Source organism: Streptococcus downei MFe28 (genome assembly GCF_900459175.1).
Taxonomy (GTDB): Bacteria; Bacillota; Bacilli; order Lactobacillales; family Streptococcaceae; genus Streptococcus; species Streptococcus downei.
In genome coordinates this window covers 2079789-2097092 of the sequence record NZ_UHFA01000002.1, presented here as the reverse complement: position 1 = coordinate 2097092, position 17304 = coordinate 2079789, and the positions used below count along the sequence as shown (strand labels likewise).

The 17304-nt window shown below is 43.0% G+C and carries 16 protein-coding genes and 1 pseudogene; 9 read left to right on the top strand and 8 right to left on the bottom strand.

Features of this window, described 5'->3' with window-relative positions:
- Positions 1–164: 164 nt before the first annotated feature.
- The 3 genes from DYE66_RS10060 to DYE66_RS11095 are packed head-to-tail and all read right to left on the bottom strand — an operon-like array spanning position 165 to position 2013.
- Positions 165–977 (bottom strand): TIGR03943 family putative permease subunit, encoded by an 813-nt coding sequence (locus tag DYE66_RS10060; RefSeq protein ID WP_002996699.1) that lies wholly within the window; start codon positions 975–977, stop codon positions 165–167.
- Complete coding sequence (locus DYE66_RS10055) at positions 974–1879, bottom strand: permease (RefSeq protein WP_002996659.1); 906 nt, start codon at positions 1877–1879, stop codon at positions 974–976. The genes DYE66_RS10060 and DYE66_RS10055 overlap by 4 nt, the downstream gene beginning before the upstream one ends.
- 5 nt (positions 1880–1884) lie before the next feature.
- Positions 1885–2013 (bottom strand): SPJ_0845 family protein, encoded by a 129-nt coding sequence (locus DYE66_RS11095; RefSeq protein ID WP_002996477.1) that lies wholly within the window; start codon positions 2011–2013, stop codon positions 1885–1887.
- A 309-nt stretch (positions 2014–2322) separates the two neighbouring features.
- On the opposite strand from DYE66_RS11095, the gene DYE66_RS10050 reads away from it, so the two are divergent.
- Positions 2323–3486: a hypothetical protein gene (locus tag DYE66_RS10050; protein ID WP_002997230.1), complete on the top strand. Its 1164-nt coding sequence runs from the start codon at positions 2323–2325 to the stop codon at positions 3484–3486.
- A gap of 460 nt (positions 3487–3946) precedes the next feature.
- On the opposite strand, the gene DYE66_RS10045 is transcribed toward DYE66_RS10050, so the two are convergent.
- On the bottom strand, positions 3947–5236 hold the full coding sequence (locus DYE66_RS10045; RefSeq protein WP_002997044.1) for a glutamate-cysteine ligase family protein: 1290 nt from the start codon (positions 5234–5236) through the stop codon (positions 3947–3949).
- A gap of 357 nt (positions 5237–5593) precedes the next feature.
- Here DYE66_RS10045 and metG point away from each other — a divergent pair, with 357 nt between their 5' ends.
- Positions 5594–7603: a methionine--tRNA ligase gene (gene metG / locus DYE66_RS10040; RefSeq protein WP_019788421.1), complete on the top strand. Its 2010-nt coding sequence runs from the start codon at positions 5594–5596 to the stop codon at positions 7601–7603.
- Between the two features lie 396 nt (positions 7604–7999).
- Here metG and DYE66_RS10035 read toward each other — a convergent pair whose 3' ends face one another.
- Entirely contained in the window at positions 8000–8305 is a 306-nt protein-coding gene (locus DYE66_RS10035) for a hypothetical protein (RefSeq protein WP_002997086.1), read from the bottom strand.
- A gap of 216 nt (positions 8306–8521) precedes the next feature.
- Between DYE66_RS10035 and DYE66_RS10030 the strand changes: the two genes are divergently transcribed.
- Positions 8522–8935 (top strand): hypothetical protein, encoded by a 414-nt coding sequence (locus DYE66_RS10030; protein WP_002997195.1) that lies wholly within the window; start codon positions 8522–8524, stop codon positions 8933–8935.
- Positions 8936–9015: 80 nt separating this feature from the next.
- On the opposite strand, the pseudogene DYE66_RS10025 reads toward DYE66_RS10030, so the two are convergent.
- Positions 9016–10542, bottom strand: a pseudogene (locus DYE66_RS10025) (IS1182 family transposase).
- A 167-nt stretch (positions 10543–10709) separates the two neighbouring features.
- On the opposite strand from DYE66_RS10025, the gene DYE66_RS10020 reads away from it, so the two are divergent.
- Together DYE66_RS10020 and DYE66_RS10015 are read left to right on the top strand one after the other, a co-directional pair.
- The gene (locus DYE66_RS10020) at positions 10710–11345 is read left to right on the top strand and encodes an SAP domain-containing protein (protein ID WP_002997317.1); all 636 of its coding nucleotides are present in this window, start codon (positions 10710–10712) and stop codon (positions 11343–11345) included.
- Positions 11346–11355: 10 nt separating this feature from the next.
- A complete protein-coding gene (locus DYE66_RS10015) occupies positions 11356–12321 on the top strand; it encodes a Gfo/Idh/MocA family protein (RefSeq protein WP_002997215.1) in 966 nt (321 codons plus the stop codon).
- 53 nt (positions 12322–12374) lie between these two features.
- Here DYE66_RS10015 and DYE66_RS10010 read toward each other — a convergent pair whose 3' ends face one another.
- Both DYE66_RS10010 and DYE66_RS10005 read right to left on the bottom strand, forming a co-directional pair.
- Positions 12375–13055, bottom strand: a complete 681-nt coding sequence (locus tag DYE66_RS10010; RefSeq protein WP_002996994.1) for a DUF4956 domain-containing protein — start codon at positions 13053–13055, stop codon at positions 12375–12377.
- Positions 13048–13782: a polyphosphate polymerase domain-containing protein gene (locus tag DYE66_RS10005; protein WP_002996514.1), complete on the bottom strand. Its 735-nt coding sequence runs from the start codon at positions 13780–13782 to the stop codon at positions 13048–13050. Before DYE66_RS10005 ends, DYE66_RS10010 begins: the two co-directional genes overlap by 8 nt.
- 296 nt (positions 13783–14078) lie before the next feature.
- Between DYE66_RS10005 and glmU the strand changes: the two genes are divergently transcribed.
- The 4 genes from glmU (at position 14079) to DYE66_RS09985 (ending at position 17264) form a co-directional block, all read left to right on the top strand.
- Positions 14079–15458 carry a bifunctional UDP-N-acetylglucosamine diphosphorylase/glucosamine-1-phosphate N-acetyltransferase GlmU gene (gene glmU, locus DYE66_RS10000; RefSeq protein WP_002996840.1) on the top strand — a complete coding sequence of 460 codons (1380 nt, stop codon included), beginning with the start codon at positions 14079–14081 and terminating at the stop codon, positions 15456–15458.
- 25 nt (positions 15459–15483) lie between these two features.
- Positions 15484–16035: an NUDIX domain-containing protein gene (locus DYE66_RS09995; protein ID WP_002997175.1), complete on the top strand. Its 552-nt coding sequence runs from the start codon at positions 15484–15486 to the stop codon at positions 16033–16035.
- A gap of 13 nt (positions 16036–16048) precedes the next feature.
- Positions 16049–16342: a cell wall synthase accessory phosphoprotein MacP gene (gene macP, locus DYE66_RS09990; RefSeq protein WP_002996798.1), complete on the top strand. Its 294-nt coding sequence runs from the start codon at positions 16049–16051 to the stop codon at positions 16340–16342.
- Positions 16343–16574: 232 nt separating this feature from the next.
- Positions 16575–17264 (top strand): 5'-methylthioadenosine/adenosylhomocysteine nucleosidase, encoded by a 690-nt coding sequence (locus DYE66_RS09985; RefSeq protein ID WP_002996722.1) that lies wholly within the window; start codon positions 16575–16577, stop codon positions 17262–17264.
- Positions 17265–17304 lie beyond the last annotated feature (40 nt).

Here is a 17304-nt window from a genome sequence, read left to right as displayed (position 1 = left end):
ATAAAAGTAATCTAGTTTATTGTTATAAATCTTACACCTATTTTTAGTATAGCTCAATACTAGAAATTGACTAGACAAAAATCCTAGAATGATATTTTTTTATCTTGAAATGTCAATGGCTAGTAGTTTCATACTAGAATTTAAGGCTGATTTAATGCCTAAAATTAGAAGACACGATAGACATAAGGGTTGTCTGGCTTGTCGACTTCCTGACATTTAGACATTTCTAGGACAGGTAGGCTTTGCTTGAGCGTTTGATTGTATTCAATATGGATGGTGCCTGTGGCTTGAATCCAAGTATTGTCTTCATAATGAGCCTTATTTCCAGTTGTTGAAAGGCCATAGACGCCAGAGTCAGCAATACAGTGAATAATCCCGAAACGAAAGAGGAATTGGTGGTCCTTCTGGTTGGCATCATTGTAGACAAAACCTGTATAGGTAATGGTTTTACCAACGAAGCGGTCTGGATAGAGGTAGATGAGCTCCATGACCTCCATATAATTCTCCGTTGTAATGTTTATCTTATCCTGCTTCAAATATGGCTTGATTTCCTTTTGCATCTCGGTCTTGTAGGCAGAAGAAGTAAAATAAGCTGAAGTGTCAGGCTTGAGGTATTGAACAGTTGTCCCATCTGAACTGGTCCCACCTGAAGAACCGGCAGCTAAAGGGAAACTATAGCCCTTGGCTGAAACCGTGGTTGAATTGAGGGTTACTGTGGGAACAAGAAGTCCCACCATGACAGGGAAAACCAGGATAGCAGGGCTAAAGAGCCGAGCCCAAAATCCCTTTAAATGACTGTGAATCCTTACCTTTTTCATCCAGATGATTAACTGAACGACGGCCAGGATAAAGGACAGCACCATGGAAATATAGGCTAGGTAGGAGTAATGAATATTGATGTACTGATTGAGTTTACCAGAAAGTTGCAGGTACATGGTCAACTCGAAATAACCGACTAGAATTAAAAAGCGAATCATTTAAGCACCCCCACAAGCAAGCAGTAGACGATGATGACGGTGCTAGATACCCCAACAAATTGGGCGATAAAGCGCAACTTGAAGGACTTGAGCATCATCATCAGGTTCTTAATGTCAACCATGGGCCCTATCAATAGGAAGGCTGTAACCGGGCCGACCCCAAGGGTAGAAAGAAGACTGGCACCGATAAAGGCATCGGCCTCGCTACAAAGAGATAGGATAAAGGCCATCAGCATGAGTACTAGGATGGCTAAGAGGGGTGTGCCACCTAGGGTTCGTAAGATGTGGGTCGGGACATAAATCTGCATGGCCGAGGCCACTAAGCTACCAAAAATTAGGTAGCGACCGGTATCAAAAAATTCATCGATAGCATGAGCCAGGGCGTGGAAAATTTTCTTGGGCCAGGGTACCTGACTGAAATCTTCCTGCTCATGGCTGACATAATTGTCCTTGAGAATCTTGTCATCAAGGACAAAGCCCAGCAAAATTCCTAGGCTCATGGCAACGATGATAGCGCCGATGAGACGCAAGGATAAAATATAGAAGGAATTCCCAAAAGCCGAATAGGTGGCAAAGAGCACAATAGGATTAATAATCGGTGCGGTAGTCAGAAAGGGAACCGCAGTATAACTGGGAACCTTCTTCTCTAAAAATCGGGTAATGATGGGGACAATCCCACACTCGCAAGAGGGAAAAACAAAGCCAACCAGTGTTCCGAATAAAATCCGGAAAAATTTCTGCTTGGGTAGGTATTTGTGAACCCTCTCTGGTGTCAAGTAGACCTCAATAAAGCCCGAGAGAAGCGAGCCCAAAAGGATAAAAGGCAGCGCCTCAATGATGATGGACAGAAAGATGGCCATCCATTGAAGGACACTGCTTGGCAAGTTCTGAAAAATACTCATGACATTTATTTCTTCTTGGTTTCTTTCTTATCTTTCTCGGGGTCGGGTTCCTGACCTCCCCCAAAATCAGGAAAGCTAGCAAAGCCCTCCAACATCTTTTCCAGTTCGTCATTTTTCTTATATTGAATAGCCATAGTAATCTCCAATCTATTTTTTTCTTATTATACTACAAAAATGAGGAGCGAGCAGAATCTAAATGACAGGCCAAGCGCCTTGCTTGAAAATGGAAGCAAGGCTGGGTTTGCCTAATGCCTCTTCGCAAAATTATTGAAGGTATTCTGAAAAATGATTTTTGACCTCTAGAACTTACCACCGAGAGAGTCCTCGAATAGCGATATTTCCTGAATTTTTGGAAAAACTATTAGAAAATGTTAAGATTTTCACGAAGCATTGGCCTATCTATGATATAATGAATAGGATTAAAGAATATAAGGATTGTAAAAATGAATCAACAAGAATGGATAGAGTTGTTTGAATCGGTTAATGGCCGAAAGCCAACAGCTGATGAGTTGGTGGCGGCAGCTAAGGCTGGGGTAATTCCCAACCCTTCACAAGAGAAGACTGCTAGGCAGACTTCTGACAATCAGCCTCAGGCTAGTCAGGAAAGACCGGTGTTTTCCCGTCCTGCTCCCGAGCGCGATGAGTTTGGGAGAAAGATTGCCCCAGCTTCTGCCTCAGAGGTAGAGCGCCCTACACCCAACAATGCTGCTAGTTCTCCTGCTTCTAGTCCGGCTAGTCAAGCCTCCTCAAAGCCAGCCAGTCCAGCTGGAGCTGCCGTTCGGCGGGCTACCTTTGGTGGGGTTCACCAAGCGCCTCGGGCCGAAGTTCCTAGGACCGAATCTAGTCCAGCATCAAGTCAAGTTGATTCAGAGTCAACTTCTATTCCTTCTCAAGTGCCAAAAACAGAGACGCCCAAGCAAGAAACTCCCCAGCTTGGACAAAAGAAAAAGGCCAAGTGGCCTAAGGTCGTCCTTACTTTGGCGGTCCTTCTCTTTCTGGCCTTCGCAGGTGCTGGTAGCTATGCCTTCTGGCGTAATAATGAGGGGAATATAGAAGGAACTTGGCAACTAAGCGAATGGCACTATTATGACCAAGATAGTGACAAGTGGGTCGATGTACTGGACCAATACAAGGAGAAGAAGTTCCATTACCAAGACTTTGTTGTGGTTAATAAGCAAAAGCGCTTTGAAGAGGATTCTTATTCCTTCTCAACCAATGCCAGAAACCAACCCTACCTCCCCTTGGGTAGTTACTTAAATGATATTTATCAGGTCAATCAATGGGATAAGACGATTGATTTCAGCGTTTCCAACAAGGAATACAAGGACAAGGTTACCAAGCTGGTTAAGTCAGATCTAAAAGGTTATTACTCTTACTTAAATGCTCAGGAGACCAAAAAGTATATTTCAAGTATTGCGGACGGCTATCATTACAGCCGCTCCTATAAGGTCAAGGGAGATAAGCTAACCATTATCACCCGAGATAAGTCGGGCCGAAAGATTTCTGAAGCGTCCTATCGACGGCTGTCAGCTAGCAAGGCTCAAAGTCTTAAGTCGGACTTTAAAAAACAAAAGGCTAAATTTGAGAAAAACTATCACATCAAATAGCTTAGCAATAAACTAGAGCAGCTCATGTTCTAGTTTGTTTTTAGTTCATTTTGATGGTATGGTGGTTTGATTTAGGAATAGGACTAGGTAAAACTCCCTGTTGGTGCTGGAATGGAGCAGGTAATTGAACGAACCTATAAACGAGAAACGAAAAAGGCAATGTATTCAAGCACAGTCACTATAAGCCGAACCATCCTGTGGGGCTACTAAGACTGGCTGAAAATGAAAAGAGTGGTCTCAAGTTTTTTAGACTTGAGACCACTCTTTTGAAGTCTTTCAGTTTACTATGGTGGTTTAATTTAGGAATAGAACTAGGCAAGAATCCCTGTTGGTGCTGGAATGGAGCAGGTAATTGAACGAATCTATAAACGAGAAACGAAAAAGACGATGTATTCAAGCACAGTCACTATAAACTGAACTATCTATGGTGATACTAAGAATGGGTGAAAATCATTAACAATCATCGTAATCTTACGGAGGATTCCATTGTTTCAATTAGCTCTTTCAGATAGACTTCTTCACCGTAACCGCGCTTAAGTAAGCCATCTAAAGCACACTCTAACACAAGCCGGCTGAATTGATGGATGGCTTCTAGATGGTGTCCCAAGTCAGGTTTTGAGAAATAGCGGCGCATGGCCTTATAGTCGTGATTGAAGGCTTCAAAGAGAGGTTCAGTTTCGAGAAGGCTCTCCAGCTTTTCTAAATTGGCCATGAGACCGAGATGAAAGGCGATAGGTAGAAAGCTCTTATCAATAGGCTGGGCGCAGGTGCTGCGAAATTCAATGGTACCGCGCTTGGTCAGGTCTTGGTAATGATAGGCACGGTGATCCTTGAAATCAGCTGTTTCAGGAATGATGGTCGTGTGGGTGCCATCCAGAGCATAGGCAGCAATCGTCTCTTGACTCAGATAATCCTTGACTCGAATAGGAGGGAAGTAGTAGCTGTGCCCCTTACGCTCGGCGGTGTAGATGGAAGTTTGTTCCATCCAGTCTAGAAAATCCTGAGTATCCTTAAAGTCCTTTGGGAAAATACCGATATTCTCCTCGTGATAGCCATGCATAGACTGTTCCCAAAAAATATCTCGGGCAATCAAGGTATCCCAGTCTGCTCCGTTAAATGGTGAGTTAGCAAAAAGATAAGCCTTAACGGCTTCTACCTTATTAAAAGCATTGATAGCACGCAGATAATTATCAACTGTGACATCTAGCTGAACCTGACTGCCGCAGATAAAGCCGCCATAGTCAGGAAAGTGGTGGCAGTCAGCCCTTCCTTTGGTTTCTGAGAGTTTTAGGTAATCAATCAGCATTTCATAGCGTTCAATTTTTACAGGACCATTATCATTACGAGACCAGCTTGGGTGGATACCAAAACCTTGCACCATATGACCATGCTGGCTTAACCAGGGCTGGATAAGCCCTAGGTAGTAATCAAAACGCTGCTCGATTTCTTGTATAGTTTCAGTGCAATCAAAAGCAAACTCAATAAGATTGTAAGAGACTTCAAAGACAAGGTGATCCTGATAGGTTTTGTGACGGAGATCAATAGCATGACCTTCCTGATCGTATTGGATGATGTCAAAATCGCAGAGGTTTCCTAGGTAATCAAAGAGTCCTTTGGACACATGGACATCCGTTGATCTGCCAACCATGTTGACAATCGGAAATTCAAATTCAACACCGACATAGAGCTTGGAATCTGTTTTCAGGTTATCGATATATAACTGTTTTAGCAGTTGTCTGGCTTGACTCATGCAACTCTCCTTCTTGATAATTAAACCCCATTGTAACAAAAAATGCCCCCATCTGTCTGCAAAGAGATAGGATTGGTGAATTCGCTACATTTTCAAAATGGTTCCGGCAAGACAAGAACTGGAACTTAATCTTTCAGAAACAGTTTACAGCGTGGTCGGGAATGTCCCCCATCTTTTTTCATACCCAATTTTATGATATAATAGGCTGTTGTGAGACCGCTGGTTTCAGCCATTTGTCTGCTAGAAAAAGAATCTAAGCCGGCGAATGAAAAATGACTATAAAAAGACGGCCTGTATTTTCTAGGAATCAAAGCAGACGTCTGACAATTAGTTTTTAGGTAAAGGAAGACGATAATCATGTCTAATAAAACATTTTATGTGACAACCCCAATCTATTACCCATCAGGTAAACTGCATATTGGGTCAGCCTATACGACCATTGCCTGTGATGTTCTGGCTCGCTACAAACGCATGATGAACTATGATGTACGTTATTTGACTGGACTTGATGAACATGGTCAAAAAATTCAGCAAAAGGCCCAAGAAGTTGGCATCACTCCTCAGGAATACGTTGATGGCATGGCTAAGGACGTTAAAGAGTTGTGGGAACTCTTGAACATTTCTTATGACCAATTTATCCGCACCACAGACGATTTCCACGAAGAAGTGGTTGCTAAGATTTTCGAAAAATTGCTAGCGCAGGGTGACATTTACCTTGGTGAGTACACAGGTTGGTATTCTGTCTCGGATGAAGAATTCTTTACGGAAAGCCAATTGGCTGAAGTCTACCGTGATGACCATGGTAATATGATTGGCGGTGTAGCTCCATCTGGTCATGAAGTTGAAAAGGTTTCAGAAGAATCCTATTTCTTTCGCATGAGTAAGTATGCAGACCGCTTGATTGCCTACTATAAGGAGCACCCAGAGTTCATTCAGCCTGATGGCCGTATGAACGAAATGCTCAAGAACTTCATAGAGCCAGGTTTGGAAGACTTGGCTGTTTCTCGTACGACTTACACGTGGGGAATTAAGGTACCGTCAAATCCAAAACATGTTATCTATGTTTGGATTGATGCCTTAATGAACTATATTACAGCACTTGGCTATGGACAAGAAGACCATGCCAACTTTGATAAGTTCTGGCACAATGACCAGGACCACGAAATTATCCATATGATTGGTAAGGACATCCTTCGTTTCCACTCGATTTATTGGCCAATTATGCTGATGGCACTTGATTTACCTCTGCCAACTCGCCTAGTCGCCCATGGTTGGTTTGTTATGCAAGATGGCAAGATGTCTAAGTCCAAGGGAAATGTGGTCTATCCAGAAATGTTGGTAGAGCGTTTTGGTCTTGACCCGCTTCGTTATTACCTCATGCGCTCGCTCCCCGTCGGATCAGACGGGACCTTTACCCCAGAAGACTATGTTGGTCGTATCAATTACGAACTGGCCAATGACCTTGGTAATCTTCTCAACCGAACAGTTGCCATGATTAACAAATATTTTGATGGGGAAATTCCAAGTTATCAAGAAAATGTCACGGAATTTGATGCCGATTTGGCAGCCGTCGTAGCTGATAATCTGGCGGACTACCACAAACAAATGGCTGCGGTTGATTTTCCTAAAGCTCTGGATGCTGTCTGGAACATTATTGCTCGGACCAACAAGTATATTGATGAAACAGCCCCTTGGGTCCTGGCTAAGGATGAAGCCAAGCGTGACCAATTGGCAGCTGTCATGGCTCACTTAGCTGCTAGCCTGAGACTTGTAGCCCACCTCATCCAACCCTTCATGATGTCAACATCTGATGCGATCATGACGCAGCTAGGACTTGGTCAGGACTTTGATATGGCAAATCTCAGTTTGGCTGGTCTACCTAGTGGCATCAAGGTGGTCTCCAAAGGTCAGCCAATCTTCCCTCGTTTGGATATGGAAGCTGAAATCGCCTACATTAAGGAAAAGATGAATGCGGGAAAACCACAGGCAGAAAAAGAATGGAATCCTGATGAGGTGGAACTCAAGTCCAGCAAGGACCAAATCAAGTTTGATGACTTTGGCAAGGTTGAGATTCGAGTAGCTGAGGTCAAAGAAGTTGCAAAGGTTGAGGGTTCAGATAAATTGCTGCGCTTTCGTTTAGATGCAGGTGATGGTGAGGACCGCCAAATCCTCTCAGGTATTGCCAAATTCTATCCGAATGAGCAAGAGCTTGTCGGTAAGAAATTACAAATCGTTGCCAACCTCAAACCGCGCAAAATGATGAAAAAATATGTCAGCCAAGGCATGATTCTCTCAGCTGAACATGAAGGCAAGTTGACCCTCCTGACAGTTGATGAATCTGTACCCAATGGTTCGATTATCGGATAAAAGTAAAAGGGAGTGGAACAGAAATTGTTACGGCGAAGCCGTCAATTTCGTTGTTCTACCCCCGCACAGTTGATTAGGGAGGACGCTATCCCGAAGGGGATAAGTACTTCCAATCAACAACTGCGTCAAAGTGTTAAATAAATAATAGCGAGGCTTGGATTCATTTGTTTTCGGCCTCATTTTTTTCTTTCAAGAAATTGTATGCTGACAAATCCAAAATTTTGAGCAAGCGACTCTGGCAATGACTAATGCTCTTCAAAAATCAAAACTATCCATCGTTAACTCACTTTGCCGTACCTGCTGAGGAAAGCGAAGTTTTCCCTATTTCCAACCTCAAAAGGTCTCCCAGACCTTTTGAGCTACCTGCAGTTCGTTGCCTTGGCTATTTTTGATTTTTTATTGAGTATAAAGTTTGCCAGGCGCTTCATAGAAAAAGATGAGGCATGCAATAATACTAAGAATAAGGTAAGTCAGAGCTAGCAGGAAAATGATGGTATTTAGTCTGATAGGCTTGGAATAATCCAGCCCTTGTTTTTCAGCAAGGTCATCCGCTCCCTTAACAGCAAGTCTGCTTAAGAAAATGGTGATGGGACAGATAAAGAAGATTCCCTGCAAGATGGCGAGAAGAGGGTTGACAACAAAGGTGATGCCATTAAATACCAGTAGACAAATACTGATGGCAGCTAAAATAGCTGGCAGCAATGATTTTTCAGGAAGGGGTCCCTGGCTTTGGTTTTTTACTGGATTTGTCCATATTCCCTGCCTTTAAAGATTCCTAACTATTTTCATCATAGCTAGACAAGTTGAAAAAGTCAAAGAAAACCCTTTAATTTTACTTAAATTATGTTATAATTAAGCCATTAGAAAGAAAACACCTACATGAGCTCTAGATAGTGCTGGTCAATGAGGAGGAAGATTATGAAAAAACGGACATTATTATTACTTGTTAGTTTAGGTCTAGCCCTAATCTTTTTAGCAGGTTGTGGAGTCAAAAAGGCAGATATACAAGGGAAATGGTATATTCAAGATGCTAGTGGCACCGACATGACCATGACCATTACGGAAAAGTCTTTTAAAATGGACGGAGAAAGCCTAGACTACAAATATACTGGTAAAGGCACCGAAAATGGAACTCGCTATATTTCTATTACGGTCAAAGGGGAGCACTATACTATCTTCTTCCCTGAAAAAGATAAAAATCTAGCACTCATGCTTCAAGCTGATAAAAAGGATGAGCCTCTAAAAGGTAATCTTGTCTTTGCTATGAATAAATCTGAAAAACCGGATTTTGACAAGTATGCTAAGAAGTACTGGAAGAGCGATAAAGACTAAAGCAATTAAGAAAGAGTCTGGGACAGAAATCCGTTTGAGCTCGAAAAATAGAGGATCGCTTGTTGGTGACCCTCTATTTTTTAGGTTCGGTTGCTTCTCCTGTTATATTTGAGGAGATTGTTAGCCATAAGGGCCAATCCCATGTCAATCTTGACCTGTCGTTTCCCCCGCAGATTACACCTTTTGTAACCCAAACAAGCCTTTATCTGCCCAAAGACAGGCTCCACATCAACCTTGCGTTGTGCGAAAACTTGACTGCCCTCAGGAGATAAAAGCGCTTGAACTTCTTTTTGCTTTAAATATTGGTACCGCTCGTTGATATATAGCCCCTTTTGAGGAGCTAATTCAAGCTCCTCAGCCTGGTAGACCTTAATCTCTTGTTCAAAACCTGTTTGCGTTTTCTGGTGTTTGAGATGATGAAACACCTATTTCCAACCCTCTGGATGGGTGTAGCTATCCTCTTTTTCATTATAGTGCCAATTGGCTAGATTCTTGTCAGACTTTCTGTAGGTCCTCTTTTGTTCCTTATCAAACCTGCCATACTTAATCAAGTGATTAATTTCCTCTTGGTCAAGAGTTAGTAGGTTCTCTTCACTACCATAACCAGCATCTGCGACAATAGTCTTGGCGTCATGGGGATAGGAGTCTAAAAATGGTAAGAGGGTCTTGGTGTCTGTCGGATTTGGGAAGATATCATAGTGGAGAACAAATTGATTCTCAGTAGCGATTTGGAGATTGTAGCCAGCCTTCAGTTGACCATTTCTCATGTGGTCGTCTTTCATCCGCATAAAAGTGGCGTCTGTATCTGTCTTTGAAAAACTATTGCGACCAGTGAAAGTAGCTTGATAGGTCTCGTACTTTTGTGCACGGGCTGAAAAATCCTCCCTTACCTTTCGAAGGACTTTCTTGAGTTTCCGACGCTTTGTTTGACGCTCATCCTTTCCTTTGACAGGATTTTCTTCGATGGCTTGGTTAACTGATTTCCATTCTTCCTCAAGGATTTGAGAAAACTCTGTCAATTGTTCAGAAGTTACAGGCTCTTGGTCATCTAAGACAATGGCCTCTTGAATCAAAGGATTAATTTCCTCTTGAAAATAGGTTTTTAGAGTCGCTTGAAGTTTGGCAGAAAATTTATCAACAGCCTTCCGCCAAACAAAACTGTACCTGTTAGCGTTAGCCTCAATCTTAGTCCCGTCAATAAACAAACACTCTAAGGACACTAATTCCTCCATTTTCAACTGAAGGTTGAGGTCAATAAAGAGATTACGAATCAGCTCCTCCATCCCAGGAGCCACACGAAAACGATTGATTGTCCGATAAGAAATCACCAGCTGACCTGTTAAGTATTGCATGGCAAGATTTTCCACCATCATTTTTTCTATCTTTCGTCCGGAAAAGATCCCTTGAGAATAAGCAAATAAAAGGGCTGCTAGGAGTAATTGGGGAGGGTAAGAAGGCCGCCCAACCTCATGATAAAAGTTTAGAAGGGCATTATCATCTAGTTTATTGACCACCTTTTCAATCGTAAAAACGAGATGGTTGTGGGGTAAGAATGCGCTTAATTCTAGTGGCAGAGTCGTTTGATTTGTGTTATAGTGACTGTACATGAGGTAGCCTTTCTATTATTTTTTTGTCAACGATATTTTATCAAGACTACCTATGTCAAGCAAAAAGCAACGGCATCAAAACCGTTGCTTTTTCGTTGGCTGAGGGACAGTTTTGTCCCAAGCTCTTTTGCTATGCTATAATAAGGCTAGCAATGGAGGTGATAATCATGGTCCAGAGACCTGATTTTAGTTCAGACCTGAGTCCCGAAGAATTCCTATCCTACTACTGGTATAAGACTGAATTGGAAGAGATTTGTCGGGATTTCGGTTTGCCCAGCTATGGAACCAAGGCCGAGTTGACAGCCTACATCCAGCAGTTTTTAGAAGGAAAACCGGCCAGTCAGATTAAGCGACTGAGACGAACTAAGCCAGCAGGAGGCTTGAAGGCTGACCAAATTAGTCCAGAGACCAAACTTCTAGATAGTGGTTTTAAGCTGGACAAGGAAGCCCGGCAATTCTTTGCCGACTACTATGGCCAAGAAAAATTTACTTTCAAGAAGGTTATGGCTATCAAATTGAGAGAGGTTGAGCGACTGGAGGATAAGGAAGCTACTGTTGCTGATTTGATCGCAGTACTAGAAAATCCCGACCTCGTTTCCCAGGAGACTCCAGAAGAAAAGTCCTACCAGTGGAATCGCTTCGTCAAGGATTTTCGCCAAGATCCTCTGTCCAAAGATTACCGAGAACCTTTGAAGGTCGCTGCCCTGCTCTGGCGAGGGGTCAAGAATTCCCAAGACGAAAAGGTATACACCAGTCAGTTGTTGGCCGACCATCAGGCGGAACTGACTCAGTATTTAAAATAAGGAGGAGCTTATGCATCTAGCACTTTTAGGAACAGGAATGATTGTTGAGGAAGTCCTGCCAGTTTTACAGACTATTGAAGGCATTAAGTTAGAAGCTATCTTATCGACCCCACGCTCCATAAGTAAGGCTCAAGATTTGGCCAAGGAATATGGTCTAGCTCAGGCTACTAGCGATTTTTCAGAGATTTTAGCCAACAAGGTTGTTGATACCATCTATATCGGCACCCCCAACCATACCCACTACGACTACGCCAAGGCTGCACTCCAGGCAGGCAAGCATGTCATCTGCGAAAAGCCTTTTACCTTAGAGGCTGGACAACTTGAAGATTTGCGGCAGGAAGCAAAGAAAAGGGGGCTTATCTTACTGGAGGCCATCACCAATCAGTATTTACCGAATTTCCAGATTCTCAAGGAAAATCTAGCTAAAATTGGCCAAGTCAAAATTGTTAGCTTCAATTACTCCCAGTATTCGTCGCGCTATGATGCCTTTAAACGAGGAGAAATTGCCCCTGCTTTTAATCCTGCTATGGGTGGCGGTGCTCTGAGAGACCTCAATATTTACAATATCCATCTACTGGTTGGTCTGTTTGGCCAGCCCCAAAAGGTCAACTATCTGGCCAATATCGAAAGGGACGTAGACACCTCAGGCATTCTGGCTTTGGATTATGGAGCTTTCAAGGTGGTTAGTATCGCTGCCAAGGATTGTTCTGCGGAAATTCGTTCCACTATTCAAGGAGATAAGGGCTCGTTGACCATCCTTGGTCCCACTAATAGTCTGCCACAAATCCAGCTGGCCCTTAATGGTCAAGAGTCGATGGACATCAATCAAAGTGAGCCTCATCATCGGATGTATGACGAATTTGTCGCCTTTGAAAAGATTATTGCTGAAAAAGATTTTGTCAGCAGTCGGCAGGCTTTGGATCACAGCCAAGCTGTCATGTCAGTTCTAGATCAGGCGATCGCTTCATTACCTTAGCTCTGGGATTTTATCTGTTTGCAAATAAAAAAGCCTGCCAATTGGCAGGCCTTTTAGAGTACCTTGGGTTTGCTTGGTGCGTGTGAGATTTTGACCTCGATGGGTGTTTGTAGGGCCATAATTTCTTCAACCAATTTTCGTTCCTGCTCCACGGTTGCAAGATCAATTTGATAAGTTAAGTTAATCTGTCCCTTCTTATTATTAGAAATTGTTTGCAAATCAACTTGACTACAATAGCGATTGAGAATAGGGATGATTTGTTCATCATAGTCTGAAAAAGTAGGAGTCTTTATGACCAGTTGTCGACGGGTTCTAGTGTGTTGACCAAATTTTGACCATTCAAAACCGATACTGATAAGAGAGAGAAGCAGGGTGAAACAGGTAGCAAAGGTTAAATAGCCCATTCCTACTGCAATACCAATGGCTGTAGCAGTAAAAATAGCGATTAGTTCCTTTGAGCCTCCCTGAGCTGACCGAAATCGGATCAGACTGAAGGTTCCTGCAACTGCTACACTGGCACCTAGACGCCCATTGACCAAGAAAATAATAATAGCAATCAAGGTTGGCAAAACAGCTAGACTGACAACAAACTGCTTAGTGTAGATGGTCCTGTATTGGTAGGCCAAGGAGGAAATTAGTCCTAGGATTAGGCTAACTCCCAAAGTCACAACAACAATCATTAAAGTCAAGTGATTGGGGTTTTTGGGGAAAACAGATTGAAATAGCTCAGACATGTCCGCCGCCTCCTGTTTTTATTTGCTGGCTAGCCAGATAAGACTGAGCATACTTGGAGAAGGAGTCTTCCTCAATACCGAATTCATCGAGGATAGCTGTCAGCCAGCTAGGAGCTTCGCCGACCAGTTTTATCTCCATAATGTAATGGTCTGGCTCTAAAAGTGGGTAGCCTGTTTTTCCAGCCTGATAGTTGACATTAGTAGGTCGATAGATGAGATTCTGATCAAGAGTAATCCGTAAATTGGGATTTTCTTTCCCTTTGAAGGAACGCCGATCGTAATAGATGTACATCATGGGCTGCAGTTGCTTGTAAATTTGATGGAGCCGATTGAGTTCGTCAGCCAGCTTGGGGTCGCCAAAGTGTTCAACGGTTTTAGTGGTCTCAACAGCTTCAAGAATCTCACTAGCTTTAGCCGTAGTTCTGAATTTATAGCCAATATCGTTAATTTTCTTCTTAATTTCGAGGAAAGCTTGACTTGAGAGGTCGGGGTTGGCTTGGTAGGTTCGCATTCTGACCTTTTCCCTGCCTCCTTTTTTAGCAATAGCGTTTTGAATCATCTGGAAATCAGAGGTGTCAAAGTAGATATTGGTGATGGTTGATTGTGCAAACTCATCTGCCACTAGGTGATCTTTGAAGGCCTCGCTCAATTTTTGATAGATATCATGGTCAATGACATACTTTAACTCGGTTCGCTTGAAGTTTTTTTGAATCATTTTTTCAGTCATAGTTTTTTTCCTTTCTTCCAAATTATTTTAAGTTGCTTAGCATGAGGGAAGATTTTAAAGCCTTTTTCTTAAATAAGGCCTTAATAATGAGCAATTTAGGGATTTGTCTTTTTTTGATAATTGATTATCATAAAAACGCTAAAAATCTGATAAATTTAGATTTTCAATCTAGGCTTATCTTATGTCCTATACCTCAACTGGGAAAACTGACCAAAATATGGTATTCTAATAGGGAAAAAACTGAGATTAACGAAAGTGCTTGACCCTTGTTTGGTCGACCTTGAAAGGAAAAAACTATGGCAAATTATGCGATTATTCTGGCAGCAGGTAAAGGGACTCGGATGAAGTCTGACCTGCCCAAGGTACTTCACAAGGTTTCTGGTATTAGCATGCTGGAGCATGTTTTTCGCAGTGTTTCTGCCATTCAACCAGCAAAGGCTGTAACTGTCATTGGCCACAAAGCGGAACTGGTCAAAGAAGTCCTAGCTGACCAGTCTGATTTTGTCCTACAGACCGAGCAGTTGGGCACGGGCCACGCTGTCATGATGGCCCAAGATCAGCTAGCCGATCTAGGAGGCCAGACCTTAGTGATTGCTGGTGATACGCCCTTGATTACTGGCCAAAGTTTGCAGGAACTGATTGATTTTCATATCAACCATAAAAACGTAGCCACCATTTTGACCGCTACGGCTGACAATCCTTTTGGTTACGGTCGCATCATTCGCAATCAAAATGGCGAAGTTACCAAGATTGTTGAGCAAAAGGATGCGACCCCGTTTGAGCAGGAAGTCAAGGAAATCAATACGGGCACCTATGTCTTTGACAACAAACGGCTTTTTGAAGCCCTTAAGAACATTAATACTGACAATGCTCAAGGGGAGTATTATCTGACCGATGTGATTTCAATTTTCCGCCAGGCTGGCGAAAAGGTCGGCGCCTTTACCCTGAGAGATTTCGATGAAAGTTTAGGTGTTAATGACCGCCAAGCTTTGGCCAAGGCCGAGTCCATCATGCGTCATCGCATCAATCAAAAGCACATGCTTAATGGGGTTAGTTTTCAAAATCCAGACAGCACCTACATTGATGTGGATGTCAGCATTGAGCCAGATGTGGCCATTGAAGCCAATGTCACGCTCAAGGGGCAGACAAGGATTGCCAGCGGGACGTTCCTGACCAATGGTACCTATATTCTTGATTCGACCATTGGCCCCAATACTCGCATCACCCATTCCATAATTGAAAATTCAGTTGTAGAAGCTGGTGTTACGGTTGGGCCCTATGCCCACCTGCGTCCAGACTCTACCCTTAAAGAAGGGGTTCATGTGGGGAACTTTGTTGAGGTGAAGTCCTCAACCCTTGATAAAAACACCAAGGCGGGCCATTTGACCTATATTGGCAATGCCCAGGTTGGTCAGGAGGTTAACTTTGGTGCAGGTACTATTATTGCCAATTATGACGGTAAGAACAAGTACACCAGTAAAATTGGCAACCATGTCTTCATTGGTAGCAATTCAACCTTAATTTCACCCATTGAAATTGGCGACAATGCCCTATCCGCCGCTGGGTCGGTCATTTCCAAGGATGTTCCAGCTGACGGTATTGCTATTGCACGTGGTCGGCAAATCAATAAAGAGGGCTATGCTACCAGGTTGCCTCATCATCCCTCCCGGCAGTAGAAGCTGCTGATAGAAAGAAGGTCCTATGGAATTCGAAGAAAAAACGCTAGAAAGGCAGACCATCTTTGAAGGTCAGATAATGACGGTAGCCAAGGACAAGGTCCAATTACCTAACGGCAAAACCTCCTATCGAGAACTCGTTTTTCATCACGGTGCCGTTGCCGTCCTAGCCGTCACGCCTGATGATAAGATTATTTTAGTCAAGCAGTACCGTAAGGCTATTGAGGCTCTTTCCTACGAAATCCCAGCTGGAAAGTTAGAGTTGGGTGAAGCTGGTCAAGAAAAGCAAGCTGCTGCTAGGGAGCTTGAAGAAGAAACAGGCTACGCTGGTCAGCTTGAGCTACTCTACGAATTTTACTCAGCCATCGGCTTTAGTAATGAGCATATCAAACTCTACCTAGCCAAGGACCTCAAGAAGGTTCCCAATCCCAGACCTCAGGATGAAGACGAATTTTTGGAGCTTCTGGAATTGCCTTATGAGGACTGTATGGACTTGGTTAAGTCGGGCCAGATTCAAGATGCCAAAACCATTATAGCTTTACAATACTATGCCTTGAGTAAAAATCACACTAAATAGGAAGGATTGGCTTATGGGAAAACCACTATTAACCGATGATATGATTGCTCGAGCCAACCGTGGCGAAGAATTGGAAGGCGACTATTTGGATGGTCAGGAAACCCAAATTTATACCGATTTGGACAATGACTACCAGGATTATGGCAGCTATGAGGATGACGATTGGGAGGAGGACTCCCAATACACCTACAAGAGTCGTCGTATTGAGAATGCCAAGCGAGGGGCCTTTCAGTCCAAATTAAATAAGATTTTGATTGTTGTCCTGATTCTTTTGGCCATCTTAATTTATGCCATCTTTAAACTATAAGATAAAAGGTTTAGAAAAAATGCTTTTCCAAGAAGAATAAGCAGAAGTAGGCAAGGGCCTCAAGTCTTCTACCACGTCAATGTGTCTGATGTTGAAAAAATAACGAGGCTAGGACTTTTATACCTAATCTTCCAAGTTTAGGCATTTTTGTGGGTGAGGAGGAACTCCTCATGACTGTCTGTCCCACACTTGCCCTAGTTTTTTGGAAGACTGAAATCAAAAAGGAAGTATCATGAAAATTGGGATTATCGCTGCAATGGAGCAGGAGCTAAGTCTCCTGCTAGAGCAATTGACCAATAAAAAAGCAGAAGTGGTCCTGAATAAGACCTATTATACAGGCCAAATAGGCCAGCATGACCTAGTTCTTGTGCAATCAGGTGTCGGTAAGGTTATGTCAGCCATGTCAGTGGCTATTCTTGCTGATCACTTTGGGGTTCAAGCAGTAATCAATACGGGCTCGGCTGGAGCCCTAGCACCAGGACTCAATATTGGTGATGTCGTTTTAGCTGACCGTCTGGCCTATCATGATGTTGATCTGACAGCCTTTGGCTATGACTATGGTCAGATGTCCATGCAACCCCTCTATTTTGAAAGCGACCCACATTTTCTTGAAGTCTTTCAAAAGGTCTTAAGTCAACATAAGCGTCCTAGTAGGGTTGGGCTGATTACCACCAGTGATAGTTTTATTGCCGGCCAGGATAAGATTGAGCAAATTAAAGCTCATTTCCCAGACACCCTAGCTGTTGAAATGGAAGGAGCGGCGATTGCCCAGGCAGCTCAAGCGGCCGAGCTTCCTTTCATTGTCGTCAGAGCTATGAGTGATACTGCTGCCCATGATGCTAACATCACCTTCGATGAGTTTATCCTGGATGCTGGTCGGCAATCGGCTGAGCTTTTAATTGACTTTTTGAAAACAATATAATTAAAAAGCGATGACAAGTGTGAAAACAGGAATTGAATAA

Excerpts from the sequence above, each read along its gene's own strand:
- DYE66_RS10060 (WP_002996699.1), bottom strand. The coding sequence starts at position 977 with ATGATTCGCTTTTTAATTCTAGTCGGTTATTTCGAGTTGACCATGTAC.
- DYE66_RS10055 (WP_002996659.1), bottom strand. The coding sequence starts at position 1,879 with ATGAGTATTTTTCAGAACTTGCCAAGCAGTGTCCTTCAATGGATGGCC.
- DYE66_RS11095 (WP_002996477.1), bottom strand. The coding sequence starts at position 2,013 with ATGGCTATTCAATATAAGAAAAATGACGAACTGGAAAAGATGTTGGAG.
- DYE66_RS10050 (WP_002997230.1), top strand. The coding sequence starts at position 2,323 with ATGAATCAACAAGAATGGATAGAGTTGTTTGAATCGGTTAATGGCCGA.
- DYE66_RS10045 (WP_002997044.1), bottom strand. The coding sequence starts at position 5,236 with ATGAGTCAAGCCAGACAACTGCTAAAACAGTTATATATCGATAACCTG.
- metG (WP_019788421.1), top strand. The coding sequence starts at position 5,594 with ATGTCTAATAAAACATTTTATGTGACAACCCCAATCTATTACCCATCA.
- DYE66_RS10030 (WP_002997195.1), top strand. The coding sequence starts at position 8,522 with ATGAAAAAACGGACATTATTATTACTTGTTAGTTTAGGTCTAGCCCTA.
- DYE66_RS10020 (WP_002997317.1), top strand. The coding sequence starts at position 10,710 with ATGGTCCAGAGACCTGATTTTAGTTCAGACCTGAGTCCCGAAGAATTC.
- DYE66_RS10015 (WP_002997215.1), top strand. The coding sequence starts at position 11,356 with ATGCATCTAGCACTTTTAGGAACAGGAATGATTGTTGAGGAAGTCCTG.
- DYE66_RS10010 (WP_002996994.1), bottom strand. The coding sequence starts at position 13,055 with ATGTCTGAGCTATTTCAATCTGTTTTCCCCAAAAACCCCAATCACTTG.
- DYE66_RS10005 (WP_002996514.1), bottom strand. The coding sequence starts at position 13,782 with ATGACTGAAAAAATGATTCAAAAAAACTTCAAGCGAACCGAGTTAAAG.
- glmU (WP_002996840.1), top strand. The coding sequence starts at position 14,079 with ATGGCAAATTATGCGATTATTCTGGCAGCAGGTAAAGGGACTCGGATG.
- DYE66_RS09995 (WP_002997175.1), top strand. The coding sequence starts at position 15,484 with ATGGAATTCGAAGAAAAAACGCTAGAAAGGCAGACCATCTTTGAAGGT.
- macP (WP_002996798.1), top strand. The coding sequence starts at position 16,049 with ATGGGAAAACCACTATTAACCGATGATATGATTGCTCGAGCCAACCGT.
- DYE66_RS09985 (WP_002996722.1), top strand. The coding sequence starts at position 16,575 with ATGAAAATTGGGATTATCGCTGCAATGGAGCAGGAGCTAAGTCTCCTG.